Raw genomic sequence first — 14715 nt, 5'->3', positions numbered from 1 at the left:
CAGGGCTGTCCGGCCGCGTGCGCGGGGTAGGCGCGCATGGGTGCTGGCGGTGATCCCCCTGGTCCTGCTGCTGCACGGGGTGAGCCACTCCAGCGGCCATCGCGGCAGCGCCGCCTACATCGCTGACGCCGACCGGCCGGTCGCCCCGGCGACCTGCCCGCACGCCCCTGACGCGGAGCCCCTCGCCTCGCCGTGCGCCGAACACTGCGAGGCCGACCACGGCTCCTTCTTCGGAGGCGCCGCGCACTTCCCGCCCAGCGGCGCCGCTCCCGCCGCCACCGCCGTTGCCAGACGCCCCGCGACCGGCCCCGGCAGGCCCTCGACGGCCAGGGGCCCCGCGCTGCCGTCCCGCAACCGATCGCAGATCCTGCGCTGCTAATACCGGACGCCCACGTGGGCGAGCGCGCGGTCCCACGCGTGCGAGTCCCGCGTGCCCGCACCTGACCTCGTCTGGTTCTTCATCCGAAGCGAAGGATCCGCTCCCATGCAACCCCTCATCGACCATGCCCGGCTCGCCCCGCAGCGCCAGGGCGGCCACCCGTCCGGCGGTGCCCAGGCCCCGGCGCCGCAGGCGATGTTCATCGCCTGCTCCGACGCCCGGCTCGTCCCGACGCAGCTGACCGGCGCCCGCCCGGGAGAACTGTTCGAACTGCGCACCGCCGGCAACGTCATCCCGCCGCACCGGATCGGACGGCTCACCGCCGAGGCCGCCACCGTGGAATACGCCGTCAACGTCCTGCGCATCACCGACATGATCCTGTGCGGCCACACCCAGTGCGGCGCCGTCCAGGCGCGGACCCGCTCACAGGCCCCGCGCACGGCCCCGACGATGTGGCTGTGGCTGCTCCAGACCCACCACTGGCGCCGCCTGCACACCCCCGACGCGGACCCCGGGCACCAGCATCTGCTCGCCCAGGCGGACAAGCTGCGGCGCTACCCGGCGGTGACCAGGAGCCTGCGCGCCGGACGCCTGCGCATGCACCTCTGGTACTACGACCTCGCCACCGCGACGGTCTCGGCCTGCCAGGAGGACGGGGCCTTCGTCCCGCTCTGACGGCCCCGGTTCACGCCCGCTCCCTGATGCCCGTGGCCGGTAGCGAGACCCAGCCGCGGGTGAAGGGCGACTGGATGCGCTCGGCGCTCTCCAGGTCCACTCCGATGTGGGGATGGGCCTGGAGAAGCTCCTCCAGCGCGACGCGGGCCTGGAGCTTCGCCAGGTGCGACCCGATGCAGAAGTGCACGCCGCTGGAGAAGCCCAGATGGCGCGGGATCTCACGGGTGACGTCCAGTTCGCCCGCGGACGGGCCGAACTCGCGCTCGTCCCGGTTCGCCGCCCCGAACAGCATCATCACCTTCTCGCCCTCCGGGATCCGCGTCCCGTGCAGCGTGACCGGGCGCGTGGTCGTCCGGGCCAGCGCCTGGACGGAGCTCTCCAGGCGCAGGAACTCCACCAGGGCGTTCGGGATCAGTGACGGATCGGCCGCCAGGCGCTCGCGCTGCCCGTGGTCGCCGTCCAGCAGCGCCACGCCGTGCGAGATCAGGTTCCCGGTCGTGTCGTTGCCGCCCGCCACCATGACGAAGCAGAACCCGAGAACGTCCCAGTCGGTGAGGCGCTCCCCGTCCACCTCCGCCGCCGTCAGCGCGCTGACCAGGTCGTCGGACGGGTCGGCGCGGCGCGCGTTGATCACGTCGGTGAAGTAGCCGAACATCTCCGCCACCGCGTTCACCGCCCCGTCCCGCAACGAGCGCAGGCCGAACCCCTCGTCCTGCAACGTCGTGAGGGCGGACACCCACGGATCGAACCGCGCGCGGTCGGCCTCCGGGACGCCGAGCAGGTGCGCCAGCGCGAACGTCGGCAGCGGCGAGGAGAAGTCCCGGTGCAGGTCCGGCGTCCCACCGTCGGCGGCCGTGCGCTCCATCACCGCGATCCGGGACCGGACGAACCCCCGCAGGAGGTCTTCGAGCGCGGCCGTCCGGCGCGGCGTGAACCCGTGGCTGATCAGGCGCCGCAGCACCGCGTGCCGCGGCGGATCCAGCATCACGATCGTCGGGGCAAGGCCCAGCGTGCCGATCTCGTCCGGATGGAACGTCAGGCCCTGCGCCGACGAGAACGTCTCCGCGTCCCGCGTCGCCGCCCAGACGTCCTCGAACCGCGACAGCGCCCAGAACGGCGGCTCACCGTGCCGGTGCACCGGCTCGCCGTCCCGGAGCCGCCGGTACGCCGGATAGGGATCGGCCTGGAAGCCGGGATCGAAAGGGTCGTAGACGTCCGCCACGGCCGGCCTCCGGTTCTAACAGGCGACGTTATTAACGCCCCCTGTTAGTATCACCGGCGTGCCGAAAGACGCAAGAGCCACCCGCCACGCCCTCATCCACGCCGGCGCCCACCTCTTCGCCGCCCACGGCATCGACGCCACCCGCACCCGCGACATCGTCGCCCTCGCCGGACAAGCCAACGACTCCGCCGTCACCTACCACTTCGGCTCCCGCGACGGCCTCCTCAACGCCATCCTCCGCGCAGGCATCACCCGCATGGAACCCGCCCGCACCGCCACCCTCCCCACACTCCACCCAGACCACCCCCACGTCATCGTCGACGCCATCGTCCGCCCCACCGCCAACGAACTCCGCACCCCCCACGGCCGCGACTTCCTCCGCATCACCGCCCAACTCGCCGGCCGCGCCGGAATCCGCGACCACCGCCCCCCGCCCCTCCTCCACGACACCGCCCTCCAACAACAACTCCACCTCCTCGAAACCGCCTGCCGCGCCACCCTCCCCGAACCCCTCGCCCTCGAACGCATCACCCTCTTCATCGCCTTCCTCACCGCCGCCCTCGCCGACCGCGCCACCCGCACCCACCCACCCGGCACACCCCCGCCCCACCCCGACCACCACACCTTCACCACCGACCTCACCGCCATGCTCACCGCCGCCCTCCAAGCCCCCCACCCAAACCCGTTTGCCTAAGCCACCCCGACCCCATACAGTTAAGACATCGCCGCGGGGTGGAGCAGTTCGGTAGCTCGCTGGGCTCATAACCCAGAGGTCGCAGGTTCAAATCCTGCCCCCGCTACTGGTCCTAGGGTCCTCCTGGTCGCCGCTTTGCGGCTTCCCCAGGGGGACCCTTCGCGTTGCCCGGGGGGCGACCCCCCGGAGCCCCCCGGCTCCTCCGCCTCCCCCACCCGCCCGCCCCTGGGGCTTCGCCCCTAGACCCCCCTCGGGCTTCGCCCTTCGAACCCCCCTTGGGGTCCGCCCCTGAGGCTTCGCCCCTCGGACCCGCTCGGGGTTCGCCCTTCGCCCCCCTCGGGCGTCGCGCCTTGGACGGGACTGTCCTAAAGATCGTGTGGGTGGGGTGGTGATCCGGAAGGCTGGGGCCGATGCCCTGGCCGGGAAGGATCATCTGTGACCAATCACGACGAGGACGAGCCGCGGGGCGGGTTGGATGTGCAGCTCGCGGCCGAGCTGATCGAGAAGGCGAAGGCGCAGGGGGTGTCGCTGGTCGGGCCGGACGGGCTGCTGGCCGGGATCACCAAGACGGTGCTGCAGGCCGCGCTGGAGGCCGAGATGAGCGAGCATCTGGGCTATGACAAGGGAGAACGTCCGGCCGAGCCGATCGGCAACCACCGCAACGGCAGCTCGTCCAAAACGGTGTCGACCGAGGTCGGGCCCGTCCAGATCCAGGTTCCGCGGGACCGGTCGGGTGAGTTCGAGCCGCAGATCGTGCCCAAGCACGCCCGCCGGATCGCCGGGTTCGACGAGTCGATCATCTCGCTGTATGCCAAGGGCCTGACCACCGGCGAGATCCGTGCGCACCTGGCCGAGATCTACCAGGTCGAGGTCTCCCGCGACCTGATCTCGCGCGTCACCGACAAGGTCGTGGCCGAGATGGAGGCCTGGCGAGCACGGCCGCTGGACGGGGTGTATCCGGTGGTGCTGATCGACGCGCTGTATGTGAAGATCCGCGAAGGCCAGGTGGCCAACCGTCCGATCTATGCGGCGCTGGGCATCAACTGCCACGGCGAGCGGGACGTGCTGGGCCTATGGGTGGGCACCGGTGGTGAGGGCGCCAAGCACTGGATGACCGTGCTGGCCGAACTGCGCAACCGCGGCGTGCGGGATGTGTGCATCGCCTGCTGCGATGGACTCAAGGGCCTGCCGGAGGCGATCGAGGAGATCTGGCCGCAGGCCACCGTCCAGCAGTGCGTGGTGCACCTGGTCCGCTCCTCGCTGCGTTACGCGTCCAAGACGCACTGGAGCCGGCTCACCCGCGACCTGCGGCAGATCTACACCGCCCCGACCGAGTCAGCCGCCCAGCAGCGGTTCGCCGAGTTCGAGGCCGAGTGGGGCGACCGCTACCCGGCGATCGTCCGGCTGTGGCGGGACGCCTGGCCGACGTTCACGCCGTTCCTGGCGTTCCCGGCCGAGATCCGCAAGATCGTCTACACCACCAACGCGATCGAGAGCCTGAACGCCCGGTTCCGCCAGGCCACCCGCCGACGCGGGCACTTCCCCACCGAGCAGGCCGCACTCAAGGTCCTCTACCTGGTCATCCGCCAGCCGCTGAAGAACCGGCCGAACGTCACCGGCAAAACCCCCGGCTGGAAGGCAGCCCTGAACGCCCTGGCGCTGCACTACGGTGACCGCATCACCCTGAACTGAAAGCTGATCACTGCCTCACCCACAGACTTTCAGACAGTCCCCTTTAGGGGGGTGGGGGGCTTTGGTGGGCTACCAGCTCTTGCGGGTCGGTGGTGCGGCCTTGCTGGAGTTCGGTGGTCAGGGTCTTTTCGCCCAGGGCTTTGCACAGCGTTGCCATGGTGCGGGCCACGTCTGTGTCGGCGGCGCTGGGTAGTGGGGCGCCTGTTGATTCGCGGGCGGCGGTGGCTGCGCCCAGGAGGCGGGCGGCCTGGTGGTGTTCGTTCATCAGGGTGTGGGCGGCGGCTAGGCCTTCCAGTGCCAGGGCCGTTGCCCTTGGGTCGCCTGTGCGGCGCGCTACCGTCAGAGCGTCCAGGTGCGCCTGGCGGGCGGAGCGGGCGTCGCCGCGTTGCTCGGCTACGAAGCCCAGTTCGGACAGGGTCAGCGCCACCCCAGGGGCGAAGCCGACGCGCTGCTGCCAGTCGAGCGCGTCGCGCAGCAGCTCTTCGGCCACGTCCAGCCGTCCCTGCCGCCGTGCCCCCATCGCCAGGCCGAGTTCGGCGAACACCTCTCCAGGGCGATTGCTCTGCTCCGTCGCCAGCCGCATGGCCTTCTCGTGCAGCCGCTCCGCACCGGCCAGGTCGCCGGTCATCAACGCGATCCTGCCCAGCCCGGACAGCAGGTACGAGACCTGCGTCCAGATGCCGAGGGTTTCGGCCAGATGCAGGCCCTCCCGCAGCAACCCGGCGGCGCCCTCGTAGTCGCCCCGGATCTCCGCGAGCCTGCCCAGCAGGTCGGCCGCCCGCAACCGGCCCCAGCGGTCCCCGAGCGCGTCGAACAGCGCCGCGCCCCGCTCCGTGTGGCGGGCGCAGACGGCCAGGTCGCCGCGGATCAGCGCGTAGTGGGCCAGCGTGGTCAGCGTGGCGGCCGTGCCCCAGCGGTCCCCGGCCTCGCGGAAGGCGTCCAGGGCCCGCCGCGCCAGCCGTTCGCCGGTGGACGAGTCCGCGCCGCCCAGCAGGATCTCGGCGAGGAACCACTCCGCCCGGGCCCGGCCGCTCGGATCGTCCAGGTGGTCGAAGGGCTCCAGAGCCGCGCGGACCTTCTGCGTCCGGTCGGCGCCGTGGCGGCCGAGCATCTCCATGCCCGTCCGCCAGGCCCCGGCCGCTGCCCTCGCGGCCGCCGGGGCCGTGCCGACCTCGGCGAGGGACAGGTCCAGGAGGCGGCGGCCCTCGCCGAGCCTTCCGCGCAGGAACCAGTACCAGGCCATCGCGTTGACCAGGCGCAGCGCGAGATCCGGGCGGTCGTGCCGCACGGAGCTCTCGACGGCGGCGCGCAGGTTGGCGTGTTCGAGATCGAGGCGCTCCAGCCACCGCCCCTGGTCGGGGCCGTGGAGCCGCTCCGCGGCCCGTTCGGCGAACGCGGCGTAGTACTCGTCGCGCCGGGTTCGCGCGTGCTCGGACTCGCCGGCCTCCCGCAGGCGCTCGGCGCAGTAGACCGCGACGGACTCCAGCAGCCGGTAGCGGTGCCCGCGCGGGTCGGCGGCGACCACGACCATGGAACGGTCGACCAGGCGCGACAGCAGCTCCGCGACGTCCTCGGCCGCCACCCCGTCCCCGGCGCACACCGCCTCCGCCGCGTCCAGCGAGCAGCCGTCGACGTGCACCGACAACCGCCGCAGCACGGCGCGCTCGGGTCCGGCCAGCAGGTCCCAGCTCCAGTCGATCGCCGCGCGCAGCGTCCGCTGCCGCCGCGGGACGTCCCGCCGGCCGGCCGACAGCAGCCGGAACCGGTCCCGCAACCGGGCCGCCACCTCGTCCGCGCCGAGCGCGCGGACCCGGGTGGCCGCCAGCTCCAGCGCCAGCGGGATGCCGTCGAGGCGCCGGCAGATCGCCGCGACGGCGCCCGCGTTGCCGGCGGTGAGGGCGAAGCCGGGCGAGGCGGCGGCGGCGCGGGCGACGAACAGCCGGACGGCGCTGGAGCGGCGCAGGGCCGCCGGGGCCGTCTCCTGCGCCGCGTCCGGCGGCTCCAGCGGCGGCACCGCCCAGACCGCCTCCCCGCCCACTTCGAGAGGCTCCCGGCTCGTCGTCAGGATCCGCACCTCCGGCGCCGCCGCCAGCAGCCGGTGCGCCAGCTCGGCCGCCGGGCCGATCAGGTGCTCGCAGTTGTCGAGGACCAGCAGCAGCCGCCTGCCGCGCAGCGCGCGGGCCACCCGGTCCGCGGCCGGGACGGGCTTCGCCGCAGGGTCCTGGACGGCGTCGTCGCGGACGCCGAGCGTCGCGGCGACCGCCTCCGCCAGCGCGTCCGGCCGATCGTGGCCGCCGAGCTCGACCGCCCACACGCCGTCGGGGAACCCGTCGACGAGCCGGGCGGCGACCTCCAGGGCCAGCCGCGTCTTGCCGACCCCTCCCGGCCCGGTCAGGGTGACGAGACGGTACTCCTGCAGCAGCCCCCGCACCTCCGCGACCGCCTCCTCGCGGCCGATCAGCTCGCCGGGCGGCGCGGGCAGATTGCTCCGGGGACGTCCCGGCGCCAGATCCGGATCCTGGGTGAGGATCGCCCGCTGGAGTTCCGCCAGCTCGGGGCCCGGGTCCAGGCCCAGCTCCTCGCGCAGGCGGTCGCGCAGCTCGGCGAAGCCGTCCAGGGCCTCGCTCTGCCGCCCGGCGCGGTAGAGGGCGCGCATCTGGGCGGCGCGCAGCCGCTCCCTGAGGGGGTGCCGGGCCACCAGGTCGCGCAGCTCACCCACCAGCGCGGTGTGCTCGCCGAGGGCGAGCCGGGCCTCCAGAAGATCCTCCACGGCCGTCAGCCGCTGCTCTTCGAGGCGAGTGATCGTGGCCCGCGCGAACGGCTCGTCGGCGAAGGGGGCATAGGCAGGGCCCCGCCACAGCGCCAGCGCGTCGGTGAGCAGCGCGGCCCTGGCGCGAGGATCGGCGGTCCCCCGGGCCCGTGCGAGGAACGCGGCGAACCGGCCCGCGTCCACCTGCTCGGGAGCGGCCCGCAGCAGGTATCCCGGCGCCTGGAACACCACCAGCGCCCTGCCGCCCGGCTCGGCGTCCTCCAGAGCCCGGCGCAACTGCGACACCTTGACCTGGAGGGCCCCCGCCGCGTCCGCGGGGCGCGCCGGCCCCCACAGATCGTCGATCAGCCGCTCCGCCGACACCGGCCGCCCCTCCTGGACGAGCAGGTCGGCCAGCAGCGTCCGGACCTTCAGCCCCCGCACCGCCACCAGGGTGCCGTCGGCCGTCCAGACCGCCAGCGGTCCGAGCACCCCGAAACGCATGGCCCCACGATAACGCGGTGATCGCCGCCTACGGCGGCGGGCGGCGGACGGTAGGCGGAGGGAAGGCGAACGGTAAGCGCGCGGCCGCATAGTCGGGCCAAGAGCCTCCTACCGAAGAAGGTCCATCATGCGTTCCGCGCCCAGGCCGGGATTGAGCCTGGCCCTGCTGGCGTTCTCCAGCCTCATCACCTCGCTCGACTTCACCATCGTGTACGTCGCGCTGCCCGAACTCGTCCGCGACGTCGGCTTCACCGAGGGCTCGGCCCAATGGGTCATCAGCGCCTACGCCGTGTTCTTCGGCGGCTTCCTGCTGCTCGGCGGCCGCTCGGGCGACCTGCTGGGCCGCCGCCGCATGTTCGTCCTCGGCATGGTCGCGTTCGGCGGCGCGTCCCTGCTCGGCGGCCTCGCCACCTCCCCGGGCACGCTGATCGCCGCCCGCGCGATCCAGGGGGTCGGCGCCGCGATCGTGTTCCCCGCCACCCTGGCGCAGGTCAACACCATGTTCGCGGAGGGACGCGACCGGCTCAGGGCGCTCGGGGTGTGGGCCATGGCCGGCGCCGGAGGGCTCAGCGCCGGAGCGCTCCTCGGCGGCGTGCTGACCCACGCGTTCGGCTGGGAGGCGGTGTTCCTCGTCAACGTGCCGCTGGTGGTCGCCGCGGCCGCCGCCGCGTTCTGGCTGCTGCCGGCGGACGGGCCCGTCGAGCGCGGCCGCGGCTACGACCTGCCCGGCGTGCTGACCGGCACCGCGGGCGCCACCCTCCTGGTGTACTCGATCGCCGAGGTCCCCGAGACGGGCTGGACGTCGCCGAAGTTCCTCACCGGGGCCGTGCTCGCGCTCGTCCTGCTCGCCGCCTTCCTCGCCGTCGAGGCGCGCAGCCGCAGCCCGCTGATGCCGCTGCGCCTGCTGCGCGACCGCAACCTGGCCCCCGCCCTCGTGATCATCTTCGTGTTCGGGGCGACCATGCAGAACGTCGTGTACTTCCTCACCCTGTACTTCCAGGACGTGCTGGGCTACACCGCCCTGCGGGCCGGGCTGGCGTTCCTCGGCCTGTCCGCGGTGATCGCTCTCGGGAACTTCACCGCCGGGCGGCTGATGCTGCGCGTCGGCATCCGCGGCACCCTCGTCACCGCCCTCCTCCTCGGGGCCCTGGGCAGCGGCCTACTGGCGGCCGGGATGGTGGCCGACGGCTCCTACCTCACCGTCCTCGCCGGGATCGCCGTGTACGGGATGGGCATGGGCACGATCTACCCCACCCAGTTCGCCGCCGCCGCCACCGGAGTGGACGCCCGCGAACAGGGCATCGCCGGCGGCATGGCCAACACCGCCATGCAGATCGGGGTCGGCGTCGGCCTGGCCGTGCTCGTCGGCGTCGCGGCGTCGGGCGCGGGCACCGCCGGCGGCCTGCGCGCCGCCGTCGCCGTCTCGGCCGTCCTGACCCTGGTCGGCGCCGTCGCGGCCCTCGCGATTCCCGGCCGTCCCTCCGGCGGACCGGGCGCGAGCGTCCCCGAGGGCGCTGCGGCGTCGCCGGCGCCGAAGGTCGGCATGACCTGACCTGCGGGGCGCTTAGCCTTGAGGGGTGCCGAAGGTCTTGGGTGGGGTCGCCGACGTCCTCTGCGTGCTCGTGTTCGTCGCCATCGGGCGCGCCTCCCATGAGGAGGCCGCCAGCCTGGGCGGATTCCTCACCACCGCCTGGCCGTTCCTCGCAGGGCTCGGCGTCGGATGGGGACTCCTTCGGGCCTGGCGGCGGCCCGAAGGGGTCTGGCCCGTCGGCGTCGGCGTCTGGGTCTCGACCGTGACCGCGGGAATGCTGCTGCGGGTCCTGGCCGGGCAGGGGACCGCCCTCGCGTTCGTGATCGTGGCTTGCGTGTTCCTGGGCGCGGCGCTGCTCGGCTGGCGCCTCGTGGCCCGGCTGGTGTCGGCCCGGGCTGTCTCTTTCACTGATCGAACCGGTTGACGGGGGTCGCGCCGCCCTGGTGAAGTTACCCGCGAGTTATGTACGGGCGCGAGCCTTTCCTGTGAAGGGGACACGATGCCATCTGCGCTGCGCGACTGGCTGGACAAGCCGACCACCGGACGCGGTATCCACCTGGCCGCCGACGACGGCGGCTGGGAGTTCCGCGACTACGGTGAGCTGGCCTCGGCCGCGCGGCGCACCGCCGGAGCGCTGATCGAGGAGGGCGTCCGGCCGGGCGACGTCGTGTGCCTGGTCCTGCCCACGGACTTCACCTGCGTCGAGACGTACTACGCCGTCTGGGCCGCCGGGGCCACGGTGTGCCTGATCACCCCGCCGCTGTTCCAGGACGGCGACGACTACGTCGCGCACGTGGCGGCGATCCTCCGGCAGGCGTCGCCGGCGCTCGTCGTCGCCTCCGACGGGCTGGCCGACTACGCGCGGCGGGCCATGGCCGGGGCCGGGCTGGACGGGGAGCCGTGGCGGCCCCGGCAGGCCGGCGAGGAGGCCGAGGTGCAGCCCGCCGGAGAGCTCGCCCTGCTCCAGTTCACGTCCGGGTCCAGCGGCTCGCCCCGGGGCGTCATGGTCACCTGGGAGAACCTGGAGGCCAACAGCGACCTGATCGCGCGGATGGCCGGATACGAGGACGGGGACGTGGTCGCCTCCTGGCTGCCGCTCTACCACGACATGGGGCTGATCGGCTGCTTCCTCACGCCCATCGCGCGGCAGGGGACGCTGAAGCTGATGCGGCCCGACCACTTCATCCGCGACCCGGCACGGTGGCTCCGGTGCTTCGCGGAGGCGGCGCACACGGCGGCGCCGCCGTTCGCCTACGCCTACTGCGCGCGGCGCGTCAAGCCCGAGCAGCTGGAGGGCCTCGACGTGTCCGGGTGGAAGATGGCGCTGATCGGCGCCGAGCCCATCGACCCGCACGCGCTGGAGGTGTTCGCGCAGCTCCTGGAGCCGTTCGGGTTCTCCCGGACGATGTTCAAGCCCGCCTACGGGATGGCCGAGACGACCCTGCTCGTCACCATGGACGACGCCCCGCGCCACCCCCTGGCGATCCGGCCCGACCCGGAGGCGCTGGCCTTCGGGCGGCCCGTCCGGATCCTGGAGCAGCACCGGCTCGGAGCCGAGTCCCTCGGCGCCAAGGCCGGCTGGGTCGTCGGGTGCGGCACGCCCGAGGACGACGTGCCCGTCACCATCGTCGACGACGAGGGGCGCGAGCTGGAGAGCGGGCTCCTCGGCGAGATCGTCGTGGGGGGACCGTCGGCGTGCCCCGGGTACTTCGCGGGAGCCGAGGCCAAGTCGACCCGGTTCATGGACGGGAAGGTCTACACCGGCGACGCCGGGTTCTTCCACGAGGGGCAGCTGTTCGTCCTCGGGCGGATGGGCGACAGCATCAAGGTGCGCGGGCGCTCCGTCTACGTCGAGGACCTCGAATCCAAGATCGCCGAGGTGAGCGGGCTCGGCAAGGGCCGCATCGTCGTGGTCGGCGTCCCCGGCGCGGGCCGCAAGGGCCTCGCGCTGTTCGCCGAGACGCAGGACGAGGCCTGGATCGGCGGCGTGCGCGAGATGCTGCGGCGGCGGCTCGGCGACGACGTCGAACTGACGATCGTCGTCGGCACCGGGCTGATCCAGCGCACCTCCAGCGGCAAGCCCCGCCGCAGGTACATGTGGGAAAGGCTGCAGGGCGGCCACCTGGAAGGCGCGCGGATCATCTCGTGATTGCTTAACCCGGTGATAACAGGACAACATGGCGTTGACTCTGTGAGAGGGCCATGATGCCGCCTGTTGCCAAGACGCTCCTTCGCCTGGGTTCTCGCCTTGGCTCCACCGCCCAGAACGCCCTGGAGGTCGCCCGCTTCGGAGGGTTCGACACCGACGAGGACGCCTCGCCCTGCGAAGTGGTGACCGAGCAACGCGTCTATAGGCTGCGGCACTACTTCCCTGGCGAGGGCGGCGGGCCGGTCGTGCTGCTCGTCCCGCCACTGATGATCACCGCGGAGGTGTACGACATCTCCTCGCGGGTCAGCGCGGTGCGCGTGCTGCGCGACCTCGGCGTCGACCCGTGGGTGGTGGACTTCGGAGCCCCCGAGCGCGAGCCCGGCGGGCTGGAGCGGACGGTCAGCGACCACGTGCTGGCCGTCAGCGACGCGGTGGACCGGATCCGCGAGGCCACCGGGCGCGACGTCCACCTCGCCGGGTACTCGCAGGGCGGCATGTTCGTCTACCAGGCCGCCGCGTACCGGCGCAGCGAGGGCATCGCGTCCGTGGTGACGTTCGGGAGCCCCGCCGACACCAGCGTCGGGCTGCCGTTCGGGCTGCCGAGCTGGCTCGCGTCCGAAGGCGTCGAGCGCATACCCGACGCCCTGCTCGGCGGGTTCGCGGTCCCGGGATGGGTCACGCGGCTCGGATTCCAGCTCCTCAGCCCCGTCAAGTCGGTGCGCTCGCGGGTCGACTTCATCCTGCAGCTGCACGACCGGGAGCGGCTCGCGCCCCGGGAACGCCAGCGCCGGTTCCTGGAGCGGGAGGGCTGGGTGTCGTGGCCCGGGCCCGCGCTGGCGGAGTTCATCCGCCAGTTCATCCAGCACAACCGCATGCTGACCGGCGGGTTCCTCATCGGCGACCGGCTCGTCACGCTCGCCGACATCACCTGCCCCGTCCTGACGTTCGTCGGGGAGGTGGACGAGATCGCGGCGCCGCCGATGGTGCGCGGGATCCGCCGCGCCGCGCCGCGCGCCCAGGTGTACGAGGCGTCGCTGCGCGCCGGGCACTTCGGGCTCGTCGTCGGCAGCCTCGCCATCGCGCGGACCTGGCCGGCCGTCGCCGCGTGGGCGCGCTGGCGGGACGGCGAGCAGGAGCTGCCCGGCATCGTCGTGCCCGTCGCCGGGGACGAGGAGGCCGCGTCCGCCGGGCTGCCGGGCGGCCCCGCCGGGTACGGGCTCCAGCTCGCCATGGGCATCGGCACCAGCGCCGCCCGGTCGGCGTACCGGACCGCCTCCCGGGCCGTGCACGGGACCCGCCAGCTCGGCGGGGAGGCCGCGCAGAACCTGCCGCGCCTGGCCCGGCTGGAGCGCATCCAGTCCGACACCCGCATGTCCATGGGGCTGCTGCTCGACGAGCAGGCCCGCCGCATGCCGGACGAGGTCTTCTTCCTGTACCAGGGGCGCGGGCACACCCACGACGCCGCCAAGCGCCGCATCGACGCCGTGGTCCGCGGCCTGATCCACATCGGGGTGCGGCGCGGCGACGCGGTCGGCGTGCTGATGGGCACCCGTCCGACGGCGCTCGCGCTCGTCGCCGCGCTCAACCGGCTCGGCGCCGTCGCGGTGCTGCTGCGGCCCGACGGCGACCCGGCCGCCGAGGCCCGGCTCGGCCAGGTCACCCGGGTCGTCGCCGACCCCGAGCACGCCGCGGCCGCCGCGAAGCTGGAGGGCGTGTCCGGCTTCCTGCTGGGCGGGGCGGGACGCGGCGAGCGCGGCCCGCTGACGGACATGGAGGCCATCGACCCGGACCGGGTCGAACCGCCCGGCTGGTACCGGCCCAACCCGGGGCGGGCCGGAGACCTGGCGTTCGTGGTCTTCCGCGGTGACGGGGACCAGCTGCGCGCCAGCCGCATCACCAACCGGCGGTGGGCCCTGTCGGCGTTCGGGACGGCGTCCTCGGCCTCGCTCTCCTCGTCCGACACCGTCTACAGCCTCACCCCGCTCCAGCATCCGTCCGCCCTGCTGATGAGCCTCGGGGGAGCCGTGGCCGGTGGGGCGCGGCTGGCGCTGGCCAGTGCTCACAGAGGTTCCGGGGGGTCTGGGGGGTCGGCCCCCCAGCAGGAGTACGACCCGGAGACGTTCTGGGACGAGGCGCGGCGCTACGGCGTGACCGTCGCCTCCTACACCTGGACGCTGCTGCGCGAGCTCGTGAACGCGCCGCCGGACCCGGCCGAGCGGCACCACGCCGTCCGGCTGTTCATCGGGTCGGGCATGCCGCGCAACCTGTGGCGGCGGGTCGAGGAGCGGTTCGCGCCCGCGCGGGTCCTGGAGTTCTACGCCTCCACCGAGGGCGAGTCGGTGCTGGTCAACCTGAGCGGCAAGAAGCCCGGATCGCTCGGGCGGCCGCTGCCGGGCAGCGCCGAGGTGCGCCTGGCCCGCTACGACCTGGAGCGCGGGCGGCTCGCCGAGGGGCCGGACGGGTTCGCCGTCGCGTGCGAGCCCGGCGAGATCGGCATGCTGCTCGCCCGGGTGCGGCTGTCGGCGATCGGGGCGGCGGCCCGCCCGGTGCGGGGGGTGTTCCGGCCCGAGGACGCCTGGACGATCACCGGGGACCTGTTCCGCCGCGACGACGGCGGCGACTTCTGGCTCGTCGGGCGGGACACCGAGCTGATCCGCACGGCCGACGGCATCGTCCCGCCCGGCCCGATCCGCGACGCGCTCGGCGACCTGCCCTACGTCGACGCCGTGGCCGTCTACGGGATCCCGGTGGGCGACACGGAACTGGCCGCCGCCGCAGTGAGCCTGCGGGGCAAGGGCCGCGCGGAGGACGCCGTCAAGCCGGTGGACCTGTCGGAGGCGCTGCTGCGGGTGGAGCCGGGGCTGCGGCCCGCGATCGTGCGGATCGTGGACGAGATCCCCGTCACCGCGGGACGGCGGCTGCGGACGGCGCCGCTGCGGGACGAGGGCGTCCCCGCCGCGGGCGACGGGCGCGCCTTCTACCGCGACAAGGCGGGCGCGTACAGGCCGCTGACCGACGCGGCGCGGCGGCGGCTCCTCAAGGCGCCGCCCGCCCGCGAGGCCCGCTGACGCCCAAGTCACCGCGGATAAGTCTGGACTTACGGGCGGCCGTTGCGTTAGA

General features: G+C 73.6%; 10 protein-coding genes and 1 tRNA gene. 9 read left to right on the top strand and 2 right to left on the bottom strand.

Annotated features, from left to right (window positions below; translation table 11 throughout):
• Positions 1–40 precede the first annotated feature (40 nt).
• Complete coding sequence (locus BJY14_RS11765) at positions 41–379, top strand: hypothetical protein (RefSeq protein WP_218905297.1); 339 nt, start codon at positions 41–43, stop codon at positions 377–379.
• 105 nt (positions 380–484) lie between these two features.
• Positions 485–1054 carry a carbonic anhydrase gene (locus BJY14_RS11760; RefSeq protein ID WP_179843645.1) on the top strand — a complete coding sequence of 190 codons (570 nt, stop codon included), beginning with the start codon at positions 485–487 and terminating at the stop codon, positions 1052–1054.
• A 10-nt stretch (positions 1055–1064) separates the two neighbouring features.
• Here BJY14_RS11760 and BJY14_RS47175 read toward each other — a convergent pair whose 3' ends face one another.
• Positions 1065–2276, bottom strand: coding sequence for a cytochrome P450 (locus tag BJY14_RS47175; RefSeq protein ID WP_179843644.1), 1212 nt, complete (start codon positions 2274–2276; stop codon positions 1065–1067).
• A gap of 58 nt (positions 2277–2334) precedes the next feature.
• Between BJY14_RS47175 and BJY14_RS11750 the strand changes: the two genes are divergently transcribed.
• From BJY14_RS11750 to BJY14_RS11740, 3 genes are all read left to right on the top strand, one after another.
• On the top strand, positions 2335–2970 hold the full coding sequence (locus BJY14_RS11750) for a helix-turn-helix domain-containing protein (protein WP_179843643.1): 636 nt from the start codon (positions 2335–2337) through the stop codon (positions 2968–2970).
• A 32-nt stretch (positions 2971–3002) separates the two neighbouring features.
• Positions 3003–3076: transfer RNA gene (locus tag BJY14_RS11745), tRNA-Met, on the top strand.
• 365 nt (positions 3077–3441) lie between these two features.
• Complete coding sequence (locus BJY14_RS11740) at positions 3442–4662, top strand: IS256 family transposase (RefSeq protein WP_179849313.1); 1221 nt, start codon at positions 3442–3444, stop codon at positions 4660–4662.
• 43 nt (positions 4663–4705) lie between these two features.
• Here the strand turns inward: BJY14_RS11740 and BJY14_RS11735 are convergent, their stop codons facing one another.
• Positions 4706–7915, bottom strand: coding sequence for an AfsR/SARP family transcriptional regulator (locus BJY14_RS11735; RefSeq protein WP_179843642.1), 3210 nt, complete (start codon positions 7913–7915; stop codon positions 4706–4708).
• A gap of 127 nt (positions 7916–8042) precedes the next feature.
• Between BJY14_RS11735 and BJY14_RS11730 the strand changes: the two genes are divergently transcribed.
• The 4 genes from BJY14_RS11730 to BJY14_RS11715 all read left to right on the top strand — a co-directional run bounded on the left by BJY14_RS11730 (position 8043) and on the right by BJY14_RS11715 (position 14663).
• Positions 8043–9467: an MFS transporter gene (locus BJY14_RS11730; RefSeq protein ID WP_179843641.1), complete on the top strand. Its 1425-nt coding sequence runs from the start codon at positions 8043–8045 to the stop codon at positions 9465–9467.
• A 25-nt stretch (positions 9468–9492) separates the two neighbouring features.
• The gene (locus BJY14_RS11725; RefSeq protein WP_258941455.1) at positions 9493–9870 is read left to right on the top strand and encodes a DUF3054 domain-containing protein; all 378 of its coding nucleotides are present in this window, start codon (positions 9493–9495) and stop codon (positions 9868–9870) included.
• 75 nt (positions 9871–9945) lie between these two features.
• Complete coding sequence (locus BJY14_RS11720; protein ID WP_179843640.1) at positions 9946–11595, top strand: AMP-binding protein; 1650 nt, start codon at positions 9946–9948, stop codon at positions 11593–11595.
• A gap of 53 nt (positions 11596–11648) precedes the next feature.
• Positions 11649–14663: an AMP-binding protein gene (locus BJY14_RS11715; protein WP_179843639.1), complete on the top strand. Its 3015-nt coding sequence runs from the start codon at positions 11649–11651 to the stop codon at positions 14661–14663.
• Positions 14664–14715: the final 52 nt, after the last annotated feature.

It is taken from the genome of Actinomadura luteofluorescens (assembly GCF_013409365.1).
Classification (GTDB): domain Bacteria; phylum Actinomycetota; class Actinomycetes; order Streptosporangiales; family Streptosporangiaceae; genus Spirillospora; species Spirillospora luteofluorescens.
The sequence above is the reverse complement of the archived record's forward strand: the minus strand, read 5'-3'. Positions and strand labels throughout refer to the sequence as shown.